A 15938-nucleotide genomic window follows, 5' to 3' on the forward strand; every position below is an offset into this window, starting at 1 on the left:
CAATCAGTGGGCAAACAACGAGTTCCCCTTCTGCCCCGCCAGTTTCTCCGGCTTGATCAGGAACTTGGCCAGTGCCGGCAGCAGCCACAGCGCACCGAACATGTTCCACAGCAGCATGAAGGTCAGCATCAGGCCCATGTCGGCCTGGAACTTGATCGCCGAGAAAATCCAGGTGCACACACCGATGGCCAGGCACAGACCGGTGAACAGCACCGCTTTACCGGTGGATTTCAGGGTCTGGTAATAGGCTTCCTGCAACGGCAGGCCGGCACGCAGGAAACTTTCCAGACGGCTGTAGATGTAGATGCCGTAGTCCACGCCGATCCCCACGCCCAGCGCCACCACCGGCAACGTCGCGACCTTCACGCCGATACCCATGAACGCCATCAGCGCGTTGCCGAGTACCGAGGTCAGCACCAGCGGAAGCACGATGCACAGGGTCGCCGCCCAGGAACGGAAGGTGATCATGCACATCACCGCCACGCAGATGTACACCAGCACCAGGATGGTCAGTTCGGCCTGTTTGATGACTTCGTTGGTCGCAGCCTCGATCCCGGCGTTACCGGCCGCCAGGATGAATTCCAGACCCTCTTTGTTGTTGTCCTTGGCGAATTCCTGCACCGCATGCACCGCACGATCCAGGGTTTCAGCCTTGTGATCGTTGAGGAACACCAGCACCGGCGCCAGCGAGCAACTGTTGTTGTACAGGCCGTCGGCACGGGCGATGGAGTTGTTCAGCACGTCCGGGTTGCGCGACAGGGTTTCCCATTTCAGGTTGCCCTCGTTCATGCCCTTGATCATCTGCTTGGACACGGTCACCAACGAGATCGCCGACTGCACGCCCTCGGTGTTCTGCATTTTCCACATCAGCTCATCGATCGGCGCCATGGCTTCGTAGCGCGAACAGCCTTCGGACTTGGTCTTGACCATCACCACCAGTACGTCGGAGCTGGTGGAATAGTTGTTGATGATGAAGTTGTTGTCCTTGTTGTAGCGCGAGTCCGGACGCAATTCCGGCGCGCCCTGGTCGAGGTCGCCGATCTTCAGGTTCTGGCTGTACCAGAGGCCGCCACCGAAAGCGATCAGAGCGAGCGCAATGGACACCGGTGCGACTTTCGGGCTGGCAAAGTTCGACAGCAGGCGCCAGAACGGGTGTTCGCGGTTGGCGTCCTTCTTGCTCTTGGCCACCGCACGCTTGCTGATGCCGACATAGGAAATCGCCACCGGCAATAGAATCAGGTTGGTGAACACGATCACCGCCACGCCGATGGACGCGCCGATGGCCAGTTCACGGATCACGCCGATGTCGATGATCAGCAGCGTGATGAAGCCCACCGCATCCGCGAGAATCGCGATCATCCCCGGCAGGAATAGTTGCCGGAATGTGCGCCGCGCGGCGGTCAGGGCGTTGTCCGCCTCGCTCGATTGCAGGGCGATACCGTTGATCTTCTGCACGCCGTGGGAAATCCCGATGGCGAAGATCAGGAACGGCACCAGCATCGAATACGGATCGAGGCCGAAACCGAAGAAGTGCATCAACCCCAGTTGCCAGACCACCGCCACCAGCGTGGTGCTCAACACCGCCACGGTACTGCGCAGGCAGTTGGTGAACCACAACAGCAGAATCAGGGTGATGACGAAGGCGACGCCGAAGAACATCACCACCATCACCAGACCGTCGATCAGGTCACCGACCTTCTTGGCGAAACCGACGATGTGGATCTTGACGTTGGGGTTCTGCGCTTCGAACTTGTTGCGGATCTTGTCTTCCAGTTCATGGGAGAACTGGCGGTAGTCCAGCGCCAGCAACTTGCCCTGGTCCTGCGGGTCCGGGTAGGACTCCAGCAGCGGGATGTCGACGATGCTCGACTTGAAGTCGTTGGCCACCAGACGCCCGACCTGACCCGACTTGAGCACGTTGTTGCGCAGCATGTCGAGGCTGTCCTGGGAGCCGTCGTAGCTCTGCGGAATCACTTCACCGCCGGCAAAGCCTTCCTCGGTCACTTCGGTCCAGCGTACGCTCGGGCTCCACAGCGACTTCAGGCCGGAACGGTCGACGCCGGAGATGTAGAACACCTCGTCGTTGATCTGGCGCAGGGTCTCCATGTACTCCTTGGAGAAGATGTCACCGTCCTTGGCTTCCACCGAAATGCGCACGGTGTTGCCCAGGTTCGTCAGATCGTTGCGGTGCTCCATCATCTTCTCGATGAACGGATGCTTGAGCGGGATCATTTTTTCGAAACTGGTGGACGGCCGGATCAGCGTGGCCTGCCAGAACAGGAAAATGCTGACCAGCAGGCAGATCACGATCACTGCCGGGCGGTTGTTGAAGATCAGGCGTTCGAGAAACGTCGCCTTGTCCTGATGATGAGTGCTCAAGGAAGTCATAGCCCCGCCTTCTTATTATTGATTCGGCTCATTTGCCCAGCTCGGTGCCGTTGGGCGTGGTGGTGTGGACGCCACCCTGCCCGCTCAGGATCAGATTGCCATTGCCGGCGGCGGTGACCGACGACAGCGAGATGCGATCCGGGCGGTTGAACACGCTGAAGGTTTCACCGTTGTCGCTGCTGCTGATCACCGTGCCGCCGTTGCCGACGATGACGATCGAGCCGTCTTCGAGGAGCGTGGCGCCGGACAGGCCGAATTCCAGCGCACCGCGCGCCGCCTTGAGTTCGACTTGCTGCCAGGTGCTGCCGAAATCAGTGGAGCGGTAGAGGTTGCCGCGCAGCCCGTAGGCCAGCAGCGTGGAAGGCTGGGCGGTGCCGATCACACCGAACAGCGAGCCCTGATACGGGCCTTCGATTTTTTCCCAGGTCTGGCCCCAGTCGGCGGAGCGGAACATCGCGCCCTGTTCACCCACGATGAACAGCCCGGCGTCTTTCACGGCGGCGATGGCGTTGAGGTGAAACTGGTCCTGGTTGTCGAGGCGGTCGCTGACGTCTTGCCAGTTCTTGCCGCCGTCGGTGGTCTCGAGCAATGCGCCGTAGGCACCCACGGCCAAGCCGTTGTTGACGTCCTTGAACCAGAGGTCGAGCAGCGGCGATTCGCGCTTGAGGTCTTCGAACTGTTTGGTCCAGGTCAGGCCGCCGTCTTCGCTGGCGAGGATCTGCGCGTCATGGCCGACGGCCCAGCCGTGTTTGTCGTCGACGAAATACACGGCCGTCAGCAACTGGCGGCTTGGCACCTTGGCCTGGGTCCAGGTCTTGCCCTGGTCGTCGGAGTAGAGAATGTGCCCGCGATCACCGACCGCCACCAGCCGTGAACCGGCGTGAACGACATCGAGCATCAGGCTTTTCGGGGCCTTGGCCGATTCGATGGCGTAGACCACGTCGGCTGGCGCTTCGGCGGCCAGTACGGGCGCCGACAAGGTGGCAAAGCCCAGCAGAGAGAGTGCTGTGGCCAGCAACGCGGTGTTGCGAAACGCCGGCGGGCGGCAACGACTCATAGACCTTCCCCTATTTATTATTGTTAGGCCATTCGGCCTTCAAGGGCGCCGCAAGTGTGCTCCAGCGACGGTTGGTCAGAAGCATAGTCCTGAAACCCGCAATCCAGAGCCACTTCGGAAGCTGGCTCATCCTATCGGGCATTCGAAACGTCTGACAATCGGCGCAACGTTATCTTTTGTTAACCGAAAGGGATTACAGCAGCGGCTGAATGCACGGGCATTCGTCCGACTGATGGGCGGGAATCTTGCGTGGGGGACTTGCACGATCGGTATTATGGTATACCATCAGACGCACAGACACTCTTTATCCCCCTACGGAGCAGCTCATGAGTTTCGAAATTCGCAAGATCGTCAGCTATGTCGAAGAGACCTTCATTGAAGGCGGCAAGGCTTCCGACACCCCGGTGACCATGGTGGGCCTGGCCGTCGTGATGAAGAACCCGTGGGTCGGCAATGGCTTTGTCGAAGACCTCAAGCCGCAGATCCGCGCAAACTGCTCTGACCTCGGCGCGATGATGGTCGAGCGTCTGGTGGGCATCATCGGTGGCGCCGAGAAAATCGAGGCTTACGGCAAAGCGGCAGTCGTCGGTGCGGACGGCGAGATCGAACACGCCTCGGCGGTGATCCACACCCTGCGCTTTGGCAATCACTACCGCGAAGCGGTCAAGGCCAAGAGTTACCTGAGCTTCACCAACAAGCGCGGCGGTCCGGGCACCTCGATCCAGATCCCGATGATGCACAAGGACGACGAAGGCCTGCGCTCGCACTACATCACCCTGGAAATGCAGATCGAAGATGCCCCGCGCGCCGACGAAATCGTCGTGGTACTCGGTTGCGCCGACGGTGGCCGTCTGCACCCGCGCATCGGCAACCGCTACATCGATCTGGAAGAACTGGCCGCCGAAAAAGCCCAGTAATCAAAACAAGAAGGCATTGCAGGAGCGCTCCATGATTCGGCATACCGCTGAACTCACCCCGGCCGGCACCAGTTATCTGGCGACCGGCCAGGGCCACCCCGTGGTGTTGATCCACGGCGTGGGCCTGAACAAAGAAATGTGGGGCGGCCAGATCGTTGGCCTGGCCACGCAATATCGGGTGATCGCCTACGACATGCTCGGACACGGCGCCAGCCCGCGACCGGCCAGCGGCACCGCCCTGCTCGGTTATGCCGATCAGTTGCTGGAGTTGCTCGACCACCTGCAATTGCCGCTGGCGTCGGTGATCGGTTTTTCCATGGGCGGTCTGGTGGCGCGGGCCTTCGCCCTGCATTACCCGCAGCGCCTGAAAAGCCTGGTGGTGCTCAACAGTGTGTTCAACCGTAGCGAAGAGCAACGCGCCGGGGTCATCGCTCGCACCGCGCAAGCCGCCGAACATGGACCGGACGCGAATGCCGAAGCGGCGCTGTCGCGCTGGTTCAGCCGCGAATACCAGGCGGCCAATCCGGCGCAGATCGCCGCGATCCGCCAGACCCTGGCCGGCAATGATCCGCAGGGCTACCTGACCACCTACGAATTGTTCGCCACCCAGGACATGTACCGCGCCGACGACCTGGCCAGCATCCAGGCGCCGACGCTGATCGCCACCGGCGAGCTGGACCCCGGATCGACCCCGGAAATGGCCGAGCAACTGGCCGCGCGCATTCCCGGCGCGAAGGTTGCCGTGCTGCCCGAGCAACGGCATATGATGCCGGTAGAGTCGCCGCGACTGGTCAATCAGCTGCTGCTGGAATTTCTCGAAACCGCACACGCCCGACAAAACCCTATAAAGGGGATCGTTGCATGACACTCGCACGCTTCCAGATGTGCATCGGCGGAGAATGGGTCGACGCCCTCTCCGGCAAGACCTTCGAAAGCCTCAACCCGGCGCTGGCCGAGCCCTGGGCCGAACTGCCCGATGCGGACGAGGCCGACGTAGAACGCGCCGTCCAAGCCGCGCAAACCGCCTTCGACAGCCCGGCGTGGCGTGGCCTGACCGCCACCGCGCGCGGCAAACTGTTGCGTCGTCTCGGTGACCTGATCGCTGAAAACAAGGAAAAACTGGCGCAGCTGGAAAGCCGCGACAACGGCAAACTGATCCGCGAAACCCGGGGTCAGGTCGGTTATCTGCCGGAGTTCTTCCACTACACCGCGGGCCTTGCCGACAAGCTTGAAGGCGGCACCCTGCCGCTGGATAAGCCCGACCTGTTTGCCTACACCGTGCACGAAGCCATGGGTGTGGTCGCCGCGATCATTCCGTGGAACAGCCCGCTCTATCTGACCGCGATCAAACTGGCGCCGGCGCTGGCGGCGGGCAACACCATCGTGATCAAACCGTCCGAGCATGCCTCTGCGACCATTCTGGAACTGGCGCGCCTGGCCCTCGAAGCCGGGATTCCACCGGGCGTGGTCAACGTTGTCACCGGTTACGGCCCGAGCACCGGCGCTGCCCTCACCCGCCATCCGCTGATCCGCAAGATCGCCTTCACCGGCGGCGCAGCCACGGCCCGGCATGTGGTGCGCAGCAGCGCCGAAAACTTCGCCAAGCTGTCGCTGGAACTGGGCGGCAAGTCACCGAACATCATCTTCGCCGACGCGGATCTGGATAGCGCGATCAACGGCGCGATTGCCGGGATTTACGCGGCGTCCGGGCAGAGTTGCGTATCCGGTTCGCGACTGCTGGTACAGGACGAAATCTACGACGAGTTCGTCAGCCGACTGGTGGAACGCGCCCAGCGCATCCGCATCGGCAACCCGCAGGACGACAGCAGCGAAATGGGCCCGATGGCCACCGCGCAGCAACTGGCCGTGGTGGAAGGTCTGGTGGCCGACGCCATTGCCGAAGGTGCGCGCCTGCGTCTGGGCGGCAAGCGGCCGAGCGGTGTGGGCGACGGCTGGTTCTACGAACCGACGCTGTTCGAGTGCGACCGCAACTCGATGAAGATCATGCAGGAAGAAGTGTTCGGCCCGGTGGCCTCGGTCATCCGCTTCAAGGATGAAGCCGAAGCGCTGGCGATTGCCAACGACTCGCAGTTCGGCCTCGCCGCCGGTATCTGGACCCGCGACCTGGGCCGCGCCCATCGACTGGCCCGGGACGTGCGCTCGGGGATCATCTGGGTCAACACCTACCGCGCGGTGTCGGCGATGGCACCGATCGGCGGTTTCAAGAACAGTGGCTATGGACGCGAAAGCGGCATCGATTCGGTGCTGGCCTACACCGAACTGAAAACGGTGTGGATCAACCTCTCTCAGGCGCCGATGCCTGATCCGTTTGTGATGCGCTAGGAGTCCTGCGACATGATCGAACCCGGCATTTACAAAGACGTCATGAGCTCGTTTCCGTCCGGGGTCACGGTGGTCACCACCCTCGACCCGGATGGCGGCATCGTCGGCATCACCGCCAGCGCCTTCAGTGCGCTGTCGATTGACCCGGCGCTGGTGCTGTTCTGTCCCAACTACGCCTCCGACACCTACCCGGTGCTGCGCGACAGCAAGCGTTTCGCGATCCATTTGCTGTCCGCCGACCAGACCGCCGAGGCCTACGCCTTCGCCGGCAAAGGCAAGGACAAGGCCAACGGCATCGACTGGCATTTGAGCGAGCTCGGTAACCCGATCCTCGCCAAGGCCACGGCGATCATCGAGTGCGAGTTGTGGCGCGAATACGACGGTGGCGACCACGCGATCATCGTCGGCGCGGTGAAGAACCTGATCCTGCCGGCGCAACCGGTGACGCCGATGATCTATCACAAGGGCAAGCTCGGCGCCCTGCCGACACTGGGTTGAGCGGAGGACACATGAGCCACGAAAAATATGAGCAGGGCCTGAAGATCCGCACCCAGGTGCTCGGCGAAGCCTATGTGCAGCGCTCGATCGAGAACGCCGACGACTTCACCCGCCCGCTGCAGGAAATGGTCACCGAATACTGCTGGGGCCATGTCTGGGGACGCGAGGGTCTGTCGCTCAAGGAGCGCAGCATGATCAACCTGGCGATGATCTCCGCGTTGAACCGCCCGCATGAACTCAAGCTGCATGTGCGCGGCGCCTTGCGTAACGGCCTGAGTCGTGAGCAAATACGCGAAATTCTGCTTCAGGTCGGTATTTATTGCGGCGTCCCGGCAGCCGTGGACAGTTTCCGGCTCGCCCGTGAAGCCTTCGCCGAAGCCGACGCCGAGGCCTCCAGTTAACCCCTCGGCTGTTTGAATGCCCGTCTGGCATGGACAGCCACACTAAAGAGCGGACCCCATGAAACGCCTGCCACTCGACGACAGCTTCAAGGTCAATCGCAACCCCGTCACCCTGCGCGAAATCGTGCTGGATAAACTGCGAAGCGCCATCATGAACTTCCAGCTGCTGCCGGGCGATCGCCTGGTGGAGCGCGATCTGTGCGATCGCCTGGGTGTCAGCCGTACGTCGGTGCGTGAAGCCTTGCGTCACCTGGAATCCGAGGGCCTGGTGGAGTTCGCCGACGCCAAGGGCCCGCGTGTGGCAATCATCACCCTCGCCGATGCGGTCGACATCTATGAGCTGCGCTGCGTGCTCGAAGGCCTGATCGTCCAGCTGTTCACCCTGCGCGCCAAGGCCAAGGACATCAAGGCCCTGGAAAAAGCCCTCGACGAGAACCGCAAGGCGCTCAAGGACGGCGAACTGCAACAGGTAATCGACTCGGTGCAGGGTTTCTACGACGTGCTGCTGGAAGGCTCCGGCAACCATGTCGCGGCCACTCAGCTGCGCCAGTTGCAGGCACGCATCAGCTATCTGCGGGCGACGTCGGTGTCCCAGGAAAACCGTCGCGGCGCGAGTAACCAGGAAATGGAAAAAATGGTCGAGGCGATCAAGAGCGGCGATCCGCTGGCGGCGCATCAGGCGTGCGTCGATCACGTTCGCGCGGCCGCTGCGGTGGCCCTCGATTATCTCAAGCGCAAACAGGAAGAAACCGGCACCGTACTCAAAGGCACGCCGCCGATCACCCTGCCCATCCCGCTGAAAGAACCGCGCATAGGTCACTGACATGTTCAGCCCGAGCTTTTGCCCGAAATGCGGTGGCGCTGACCTCGGTCAGCAAGTGCCGCCGGGCGATACGCACGAGCGCCTGATGTGCCGGGGCTGCGGCTACATCCACTATGTGAACCCGAAGATCATCGCCGGCTGCATCATCGAGCAGGACGGCAAATACCTCTTGTGCCAACGGGCGATCCCCCCGCGCGCCGGCACCTGGACTTTGCCCGCCGGTTTCATGGAAAGCGGCGAAACCACCGAACAGGCCGCCCTGCGCGAAGTCTGGGAAGAAAGCGGCGTACGCGCGGAAATCGTCTCGCCGTACTCGATCTTCAGCGTGCCGAAAATCAGCGAGGTCTACATCATCTTCCGCGCCCTCGCGCTGGAGATCACCGGCCAGTACGGCCCGGAAACCCTCGACTACAAATTCTTCGCCCCCGAAGACATTCCGTGGGACCAGATCTACTACCCGGCGATCCGGCAGATCCTCGAACGCTACATCGAGGAACGCCAGGCCGGGGTCTATGGCATGTACATGGGCAATGACGACAGCGGCAAGATTCATTTCATGCGTTGATCGTGCTGCTTACGGCGCCATTCCTTCTACGATGATGATTTCCGCCTTCGCCCATTCCTCGCGATAACCTTTCGCTTCCTGATACGCCGCCGAGCGATAGCACGCCACCGCCTGCTCGTAGCTGTCGAACTCGATCACCACGCTGCGCTGAGGCGTCGTCCGCCCTTCCATCGCTTCGCTGCGCCCGCCTCTGGCTAAAAACTTCGCGCCGAACTCGGCGAACGCTTTTGGCGCGCGCTCGGTGTATTGGCTGTAGTGATCGGGATCGGTGATGTCCACGTGTGCAATCCAGTACGCCTTCATAGTGACCTCTCAGTTGAATTTGTATTATGGTATACCACGAATTTCATCCACATCGAGAGTCCAGCATGGCCTTCAACAGCATCGAAGAAATCATCGAAGATTATCGCCTCGGCAAAATGGTGTTGCTGGTCGATGACGAAGACCGGGAAAACGAAGGCGACCTGCTGCTGGCCGCCGACCGTTGCACGCCCGCGGCGATCAGTTTCATGGCCCGTGAGGCTCGGGGGCTGATCTGCCTGACGTTGACTGACGATCATTGCCAGCGCCTGGGGCTGGAGCAAATGGTGCCGAGCAATGGCAGCGTGTTCAGTACCGCGTTCACGGTTTCCATCGAAGCGGCGGTCGGCGTGACCACCGGCATTTCCGCTGCTGACCGCGCCTGCACGGTTGCTGCTGCGGTGGCGCCCAATGCTCGCGCAGAAGACCTGGTGCAGCCCGGCCATATCTTTCCGTTGCGCGCCAAGGAAGGTGGCGTGCTGACCCGTGCCGGTCACACCGAGGCCGGTTGTGATCTGGCGCGGCTGGCGGGTTTCACACCTGCTTCGGTGATCGTCGAAGTGATGAACGACGACGGCACCATGGCCCGCCGCCCGGATCTGGAAGTCTTTGCGCGCAAGCACGGGATCAAGATCGGCACCATCGCCGATCTGATCCACTATCGCCTGAGCACCGAACACACCATCGAGCGCATCGGCGAGCGGGAGTTGCCGACGGTGCATGGCACCTTCCGTTTGATCACTTTCGAAGATCGCATCGAGGGTGGTGTGCACATGGCGATGGTCATGGGCGAATTGCGTCGCGAAGAACCGACGCTGGTGCGCGTGCATGTGATCGATCCGCTACGGGATCTGGTCGGCGCCGAGTACAGCGGGCCGACGAACTGGACGCTATGGGCAGCGCTGCAGCGGGTCGCGGCCGAAGGGCATGGCGTGGTCGTGGTGCTGGCCAATCATGAGTCGTCGCAGGCGTTGCTGGAGCGGGTGCCTCAGCTGACTCAACCGCCACGGCAGTTCAGTCGTTCGCAATCGCGGATCTATTCCGAGGTAGGAACCGGGGCGCAGATTCTGCAGAACCTGGGCGTCGGCAAGCTGCGTCACCTGGGCCCGCCGCTCAAATACGCCGGTTTGACCGGCTACGATCTTGAGGTGGTCGAGAGTATTCCGTTCACCGAATAACCCCGTTTGCCAGATAGCCGGTAAGGCAAAGTGCTTGCACAATGTTTGGAATACCATAATATGATATTCCATAGACCGGACGACCTTAAAAACCGTCCAGCTACTGCTCCCGACAGGCGGGCAACAACGCAAGCCCGCTCAAAAACACAACAATGAGGGCGTAAAAATGGTGTTGAACAAAGCTGCAACCGCGATCTTTCTTGCGGGACTGCTGAGCGTGACCGGTCAGGCCGCGATGGCCGCCGAGAGTGTGAACTTTGTCAGCTGGGGCGGTAGCACCCAGGATGCGCAGAAACAGGCCTGGGCCGATCCATTCAGCAAGGCCAGCGGCATCACCGTTGTGCAGGACGGCCCGACCGACTACGGCAAACTCAAAGCCATGGTCGAAAGCGGCAACGTGCAATGGGACGTCGTTGATGTCGAAGCCGACTTTGCCTTGCGTGCCGCGTCCGAAGGACTGCTCGAACCCCTCGATTTCAAACAGATCCAGCGCGACAAGATCGACCCGCGTTTCGTCAGCGACTACGGCGTCGGTTCGTTCTTCTTCTCCTTCGTCCTCGGCTACAACGAGGGCAAACTCGGCGCCAGCAAACCGCAGGACTGGAGCGCGCTGTTCGACACCAAGACCTTCCCCGGCAAACGCGCCCTGTACAAATGGCCGAGTCCCGGCGTGCTTGAACTGGCGTTGCTCGCCGACGGCGTTCCAGCAGACAAGCTCTACCCGCTGGACCTCGATCGCGCGTTCAAGAAACTCGACACCATCAAGAAAGACATCGTCTGGTGGGGCGGCGGCGCGCAGTCGCAGCAACTGCTGGCCTCCGGTGAAGCGAGCATGGGGCAGTTCTGGAACGGCCGGATTCACGCCCTGCAAGAAGACGGCGCACCGGTCGGCGTGAGCTGGAAGCAAAACCTGGTCATGGCCGACATTCTGGTGGTGCCAAAGGGCTCGAAAAACAAGGACGCGGCGATGAAGTTCCTGGCCAGCGCCAGCAGTGCCAAGGGCCAGGCCGACTTCTCCAACCTGACCGCCTACGCCCCGGTCAACGTCGACAGCGTGGCGCGTCTGGACTCGACGCTGGCCCCGAACCTGCCGACTGCCTACGCTAAGGATCAGATCACTCTTGATTTCGCGTACTGGGCCAAGAACGGCCAGGCCATCGCGACACGGTGGAACGAATGGCTGGTCAAATGAAAATGGCGGCCACCGCGTCCCGTCCCTCCACTGCCGCCGGGAGCGCCGCCAGCGCTGCCGGGTCGGCCGCCGGAAAAAAGGCCAGTGCCATGGCGCCAGCCCCGTCCCTCAAGCAACGCTGGCGCGGCGCCGGCAACCTCGCGCCGGCGCTGCTGTTCCTCGGCCTGTTCTTTCTTGCGCCGTTGATTGGCTTGTTGCTGCGCGGCGTGCTGGAACCGGTGCCGGGCCTTGGCAACTATGAACAACTGTTCGCCAACTCGGCTTATGCCAGGGTGCTGTTCAACACCTTTTCGGTGGCCGGACTGGTGACCGTGTTCAGCCTGCTGCTGGGTTTTCCGCTGGCCTGGGCAATCACCCTGGTGCCACGGGGCTGGGGCCGCTGGATTCTCAACATCGTGCTGCTGTCGATGTGGACCAGCCTCCTCGCCCGCACCTATTCGTGGCTGGTGCTGTTGCAGGCTTCGGGCGTCATCAATAAAGCGTTGATGGCCGTGGGCATCATCGATCAGCCACTGGAAATGGTGCACAACCTGACCGGCGTGGTGATCGGCATGAGCTACATCATGATCCCGTTCATCGTGCTGCCATTGCAGGCGACCATGCAGGCGATCGACCCGATGATTCTGCAGGCCGGTTCGATCTGTGGCGCCAGCCCGTGGACCAACTTCTTCCGGGTGTTCCTGCCGCTGTGCCGGCCGGGGCTGGCGTCCGGCGGGTTGATGGTGTTCGTGATGTCGCTCGGTTACTACGTCACCCCGGCGCTGCTGGGCGGGGCGCAGAACATGATGCTGCCGGAGTTCATCATTCAGCAGGTGCAGTCGTTCCTCAACTGGGGTCTGGCCAGCGCCGGCGCCGCGTTGCTGATCGTCATCACCCTGGTGCTGTTCTACTTCTACCTGAAGCTCCAGCCGGAATCCCCGGTTGGCGCCAGTAACGCGAGGTAAGCCGACATGCTCCTGACTCCCAATGCCATGAGCCGCCGGATGCGCTTCGGCCTGTACGCCACCACCGGGCTGATCGCGCTGTTTCTGCTGCTGCCGATCGTCTTCATTGTCCTGCTGTCGTTCGGCTCGTCCCAATGGCTGGTGTTCCCGCCGCCGGGCTGGACGCTGAAATGGTATGGCCAGTTTTTCTCGAATGCGGACTGGATGAGCGCAGCACTGGCCAGCCTCAAGGTTGCGGTACTGACCATGATCTGCGCCGTCGCCCTCGGTTTGCCGACTGCCTTTGCGCTGGTTCGCGGGCGCTTTCCCGGTCGGGAAATGCTCTACGGCCTGTTCACCCTGCCGATGATTGTGCCGCTGGTGATCATCGCCGTGGCGGTGTACGCGCTGTTCCTCAAGCTCGGTTATACCGGGACGATGTTCGCCTTCGTCGTCAGCCATGTGATCGTCGCGCTGCCGTTCACCATCATCTCGATCATCAACTCGCTGAAGCTGTTCGATCAGTCGATTGAGGACGCGGCAGTGATCTGCGGTGCGTCACGCTTGCAAGCGGTGCTCAAGGTGACCTTTCCGGCGATTCGTCCGGGGATGGTGGCCGGCGCCCTCTTCGCCTTTCTGGTTTCGTGGGACGAAGTGGTGCTCAGCGTGATGATGGCCAGCCCGACCCTGCAAACCCTTCCCGTGAAAATGTGGACCACCCTGCGCCAGGACCTGACGCCCGTAATCGCCGTCGCCTCGACGTTGCTGATCGGCCTGTCGGTGTTGGTCATGGTGATCGCCGCCGCCCTGCGCCGGCGCAACGAAATCAGCGCCTGAGCGCCCAGGAGTACGACATGAGTGCCGTGATCAAAGACGCATCCCAGCAGAACGACAAACCCCTGGTCAGCCTGCGCAACCTGAACAAGCACTACGGCGAATTCGCGGCCGTGGACAACATCTCGCTGGACATCAAGGACGGCGAATTCCTGACCTTCCTCGGCTCCAGCGGCTCGGGCAAAAGCACCACGCTGTCGATGCTCGCCGGCTTCGAAACCCCGAGCAGCGGCGAGATCCTGGTCAACGGCCAGTCGCTGGTCAACGTGCCGCCGCACAAGCGCGACATCGGCATGGTGTTCCAGCGTTATTCGCTGTTCCCGCATCTGTCAGTGCGCGACAACATCGCGTTCCCGCTGGCGATCCGCAAACTCGCGGCTGCCGAACGCGACAAACGTGTCGATGCGATGCTGAAACTGGTGCAGCTCGAGCAATTCGCCCATCGCCGCCCTTCGCAACTGTCCGGCGGCCAGCAGCAACGGGTCGCCATCGCTCGCGCTCTGGTCTATGAGCCACGCATTCTGTTGATGGACGAACCTCTTGGTGCGCTGGACAAGAAACTGCGTGAAGACTTGCAGGATGAATTGCGCCAGTTGCACCGTCGTCTCGGCATCACCATCGTCTACGTGACCCACGATCAGGAAGAAGCCATGCGCCTGTCACAGCGCATCGCGATTTTCAGTCACGGCAAGATTGTCGGGCTCGGCAGCGGTTATGACCTGTACCAGAATCCGCCGAATGCGTTTGTGGCGTCGTTCCTTGGCAACTCGAACTTCCTCAAGCTCAAGGCTCAGGGCAACGGGGCGGCGAGTTTTGAAGGTCAGTCACTGTCGATTCGCCTCACCGCTGGATTGCAGACCGGGCAGGATGTGCTGCTGATGGTGCGCCCGGAAAAGGCTTTGGCGTTGAGTGTGCAGCAAGCGGCGAGTGAGCCGTTGGTAGCTGGCTGGAATGAGGTGTCGGCGAAGGTGGTTGAAGTGCTGTTTCTGGGTGAGAGCCAGACGTGCAGTGTGGTCACGCCGGGTGGCACGTCCATGACCGTGAAAGCATTGTCGGCGGCTGGGATGCCGTTGAAGGCCGGGGATCCGGTGCAGGTGCGTTGGGCGACAGCAGATGCATGCGTCTACACCGAGTGGGCCAAGAGCGATCTGAACAAAGCCGCAGGCGCACACTGATTCAACAGATATTTGCGTGTCACTCTCTGGCCACCACAACGTCGGGTTGTGGTGGCCATTTTTTTAAACGATGGCCGTGTAGCCTTCGATCTGGTCCGGCCAGGCCGTCAACACTTCAAACCCATCCTCCGTCACCGCCACCATGTGCTCCCACTGCGCCGACAATGACTGATCCTTGGTCACCACCGTCCAGCCATCTGCCAGGCTCTTCACATGACGCTTGCCAGCATTGAGCATCGGCTCGATCGTGAAGATCATGCCCGCTTTCAGCTTCAGGCCCTGCTCCGGATAACCGTAATGCAGCACTTGCGGCTCATCGTGGTAGACCTTGCCGATCCCGTGCCCGCAATACTCGCGCACCACGCTGAATCCTTCCTTTTCCGCCAGGCTTTGAATCGCATGGCCGATGTCGCCCAGCGTCGCGCCCGGCCGCACCATACGGATGCCGGCGCACATGGCGTCGTAAGTGGTCTTGATCAGGTGCCGCGCCTCGGGCGTCGGTTCGCCGACCACGTACATGCGGCTGGTGTCGCCGAACCAGCCATCCTTGATGACGGCGATGTCGAGGTTGACGATGTCGCCATCCTTCAGCACCCGGCTCGATGGAATGCCATGGCAGACCACTTCGTTGACCGACGCGCAGACGGTTTTCGGGAAGCCGTGATAACCGACGTTGGCCGGAATCGCTTTCTGCACGTTGACGATGTAGTCGTTGCACAGCCGGTCGAGCTGATCGGTGGTGACGCCAGCCTTGACGTGCGGCACCAGCATCGCCAGTACCTCGGCGGCCAGTTGGCCGGCCACGCGGGACTGGGCGATTTCAGCTTGGGTGTTGATCTTGATCGGGTTTCTCATGCCTTGGCTGCCTCTTGAACCGGGATGTTCTGCGCGGCATCGGCCAGGGCACAGATTTGTTGCAGATCCAGACCACCCGCCTGCTCGGCGCGAATCAGCAACCGGCAGATGGCGTGGTGATCAAGGTCGGGATAGAGCTCGGCGAGCATGCCGATGCGCATCCAGTGCTCGGCCTGCGCGTTGATCGAGCGGCTGAGTGCGTTGCTGGAGATGCGCAGATTCTCGTGCATGTCCTCTGAAATCTTCACAATGCCCATGGCAATTTCCGATACGAAATGTATATGGTTCGTATATTAATCGTACGCCGCCACGGATTGCAAACTTTGCTCGTCCACTAAATCGCAGGCAAAAAAAAGCTGCCGAAGTTGGCAGCCAAAATCATGAAAAGCACGCGATGTATTGGGGGCAAGAATAGGCGGCCGATAATGACAGTGTCATGACAGCGATGAATTCATTGAACCGCCCCGCCCGCGTCATCAGGTTGTCATC

At 61.4% G+C, this 15938-nt stretch carries 17 protein-coding genes; 12 read left to right on the forward strand and 5 right to left on the reverse strand.

Translation table 11 applies throughout. The features are described from left to right. Nucleotides 1–3: 3 nt before the first annotated feature. Entirely contained in the window at nt 4–2388 is a 2385-nt protein-coding gene (locus IF199_RS17335) for an efflux RND transporter permease subunit (RefSeq protein WP_096820060.1), read from the reverse strand. 28 nt (nt 2389–2416) lie between these two features. Continuing rightward, complete coding sequence (locus tag IF199_RS17340) at nt 2417–3445, reverse strand: WD40/YVTN/BNR-like repeat-containing protein (RefSeq protein WP_096820061.1); 1029 nt, start codon at nt 3443–3445, stop codon at nt 2417–2419. A gap of 326 nt (nt 3446–3771) precedes the next feature. Between IF199_RS17340 and IF199_RS17345 the strand changes: the two genes are divergently transcribed. The 7 genes from IF199_RS17345 to IF199_RS17375 are packed head-to-tail and all read left to right on the forward strand — an operon-like array spanning nt 3772 to nt 8992. Next, a complete protein-coding gene (locus tag IF199_RS17345) occupies nt 3772–4362 on the forward strand; it encodes an amino acid synthesis family protein (RefSeq protein WP_007957412.1) in 591 nt (196 codons plus the stop codon). Between the two features lie 31 nt (nt 4363–4393). After that, nucleotides 4394–5227 (forward strand): alpha/beta fold hydrolase, encoded by an 834-nt coding sequence (locus IF199_RS17350; protein WP_102620955.1) that lies wholly within the window; start codon nt 4394–4396, stop codon nt 5225–5227. Next, a complete protein-coding gene (locus IF199_RS17355; RefSeq protein ID WP_192558224.1) occupies nt 5224–6705 on the forward strand; it encodes an aldehyde dehydrogenase in 1482 nt (493 codons plus the stop codon). Before IF199_RS17350 ends, IF199_RS17355 begins: the two co-directional genes overlap by 4 nt. Nucleotides 6706–6717: 12 nt before the next feature. Further along, nucleotides 6718–7203 (forward strand): flavin reductase family protein, encoded by a 486-nt coding sequence (locus tag IF199_RS17360; RefSeq protein WP_085711335.1) that lies wholly within the window; start codon nt 6718–6720, stop codon nt 7201–7203. Between the two features lie 11 nt (nt 7204–7214). Next, nucleotides 7215–7604, forward strand: coding sequence for a carboxymuconolactone decarboxylase family protein (locus tag IF199_RS17365; RefSeq protein WP_096820065.1), 390 nt, complete (start codon nt 7215–7217; stop codon nt 7602–7604). A 58-nt stretch (nt 7605–7662) separates the two neighbouring features. Then, nucleotides 7663–8427, forward strand: a complete 765-nt coding sequence (locus IF199_RS17370) for a GntR family transcriptional regulator (RefSeq protein WP_096820066.1) — start codon at nt 7663–7665, stop codon at nt 8425–8427. Nucleotide 8428: 1 nt separating this feature from the next. Further along, nucleotides 8429–8992, forward strand: a complete 564-nt coding sequence (locus tag IF199_RS17375) for an NUDIX hydrolase (RefSeq protein ID WP_096820067.1) — start codon at nt 8429–8431, stop codon at nt 8990–8992. Nucleotides 8993–9001: 9 nt separating this feature from the next. On the opposite strand, the gene IF199_RS17380 is transcribed toward IF199_RS17375, so the two are convergent. Further along, on the reverse strand, nt 9002–9295 hold the full coding sequence (locus tag IF199_RS17380) for a DUF1330 domain-containing protein (RefSeq protein WP_192558225.1): 294 nt from the start codon (nt 9293–9295) through the stop codon (nt 9002–9004). A gap of 65 nt (nt 9296–9360) precedes the next feature. Between IF199_RS17380 and ribBA the strand changes: the two genes are divergently transcribed. The 5 genes from ribBA (at nt 9361) to IF199_RS17405 (ending at nt 14594) form a co-directional block, all read left to right on the forward strand. Beyond that, nucleotides 9361–10470 carry a bifunctional 3,4-dihydroxy-2-butanone-4-phosphate synthase/GTP cyclohydrolase II gene (gene ribBA / locus IF199_RS17385; RefSeq protein ID WP_192558226.1) on the forward strand — a complete coding sequence of 370 codons (1110 nt, stop codon included), beginning with the start codon at nt 9361–9363 and terminating at the stop codon, nt 10468–10470. A 166-nt stretch (nt 10471–10636) separates the two neighbouring features. Beyond that, nucleotides 10637–11662, forward strand: coding sequence for an ABC transporter substrate-binding protein (locus IF199_RS17390; RefSeq protein ID WP_192558227.1), 1026 nt, complete (start codon nt 10637–10639; stop codon nt 11660–11662). After that, the gene (locus IF199_RS17395; RefSeq protein ID WP_192560969.1) at nt 11659–12606 is read left to right on the forward strand and encodes an ABC transporter permease; all 948 of its coding nucleotides are present in this window, start codon (nt 11659–11661) and stop codon (nt 12604–12606) included. Before IF199_RS17390 ends, IF199_RS17395 begins: the two co-directional genes overlap by 4 nt. Nucleotides 12607–12612: 6 nt before the next feature. Further along, entirely contained in the window at nt 12613–13422 is an 810-nt protein-coding gene (locus IF199_RS17400; protein ID WP_192558228.1) for an ABC transporter permease, read from the forward strand. Nucleotides 13423–13439: 17 nt separating this feature from the next. After that, nucleotides 13440–14594: an ABC transporter ATP-binding protein gene (locus IF199_RS17405; protein WP_192558229.1), complete on the forward strand. Its 1155-nt coding sequence runs from the start codon at nt 13440–13442 to the stop codon at nt 14592–14594. A 63-nt stretch (nt 14595–14657) separates the two neighbouring features. On the opposite strand, the gene map is transcribed toward IF199_RS17405, so the two are convergent. After that, nucleotides 14658–15449: a type I methionyl aminopeptidase gene (map, locus tag IF199_RS17410; RefSeq protein WP_192558230.1), complete on the reverse strand. Its 792-nt coding sequence runs from the start codon at nt 15447–15449 to the stop codon at nt 14658–14660. Continuing rightward, nucleotides 15446–15706, reverse strand: coding sequence for a ParD-like family protein (locus IF199_RS17415; protein ID WP_085711344.1), 261 nt, complete (start codon nt 15704–15706; stop codon nt 15446–15448). The genes map and IF199_RS17415 overlap by 4 nt, the downstream gene beginning before the upstream one ends. Nucleotides 15707–15938: the final 232 nt, after the last annotated feature.

The sequence above is a fragment of the Pseudomonas allokribbensis genome, from assembly GCF_014863605.1.
Taxonomy (GTDB): Bacteria; Pseudomonadota; Gammaproteobacteria; order Pseudomonadales; family Pseudomonadaceae; genus Aquipseudomonas; species Aquipseudomonas allokribbensis.

Coding starts and splice junctions, on each gene's coding strand:
- IF199_RS17370 (WP_096820066.1), top strand. CDS start 7,663: ATGAAACGCCTGCCACTCGACGACAGCTTCAAGGTCAATCGCAACCCC.
- map (WP_192558230.1), bottom strand. CDS start 15,449: ATGAGAAACCCGATCAAGATCAACACCCAAGCTGAAATCGCCCAGTCC.
- IF199_RS17395 (WP_192560969.1), top strand. CDS start 11,659: ATGAAAATGGCGGCCACCGCGTCCCGTCCCTCCACTGCCGCCGGGAGC.
- IF199_RS17345 (WP_007957412.1), top strand. CDS start 3,772: ATGAGTTTCGAAATTCGCAAGATCGTCAGCTATGTCGAAGAGACCTTC.
- ribBA (WP_192558226.1), top strand. CDS start 9,361: ATGGCCTTCAACAGCATCGAAGAAATCATCGAAGATTATCGCCTCGGC.
- IF199_RS17400 (WP_192558228.1), top strand. CDS start 12,613: ATGCTCCTGACTCCCAATGCCATGAGCCGCCGGATGCGCTTCGGCCTG.
- IF199_RS17375 (WP_096820067.1), top strand. CDS start 8,429: ATGTTCAGCCCGAGCTTTTGCCCGAAATGCGGTGGCGCTGACCTCGGT.
- IF199_RS17355 (WP_192558224.1), top strand. CDS start 5,224: ATGACACTCGCACGCTTCCAGATGTGCATCGGCGGAGAATGGGTCGAC.
- IF199_RS17380 (WP_192558225.1), bottom strand. CDS start 9,295: ATGAAGGCGTACTGGATTGCACACGTGGACATCACCGATCCCGATCAC.
- IF199_RS17415 (WP_085711344.1), bottom strand. CDS start 15,706: ATGGGCATTGTGAAGATTTCAGAGGACATGCACGAGAATCTGCGCATC.
- IF199_RS17350 (WP_102620955.1), top strand. CDS start 4,394: ATGATTCGGCATACCGCTGAACTCACCCCGGCCGGCACCAGTTATCTG.
- IF199_RS17390 (WP_192558227.1), top strand. CDS start 10,637: ATGGTGTTGAACAAAGCTGCAACCGCGATCTTTCTTGCGGGACTGCTG.
- IF199_RS17335 (WP_096820060.1), bottom strand. CDS start 2,388: ATGACTTCCTTGAGCACTCATCATCAGGACAAGGCGACGTTTCTCGAA.
- IF199_RS17405 (WP_192558229.1), top strand. CDS start 13,440: ATGAGTGCCGTGATCAAAGACGCATCCCAGCAGAACGACAAACCCCTG.
- IF199_RS17360 (WP_085711335.1), top strand. CDS start 6,718: ATGATCGAACCCGGCATTTACAAAGACGTCATGAGCTCGTTTCCGTCC.
- IF199_RS17340 (WP_096820061.1), bottom strand. CDS start 3,445: ATGAGTCGTTGCCGCCCGCCGGCGTTTCGCAACACCGCGTTGCTGGCC.
- IF199_RS17365 (WP_096820065.1), top strand. CDS start 7,215: ATGAGCCACGAAAAATATGAGCAGGGCCTGAAGATCCGCACCCAGGTG.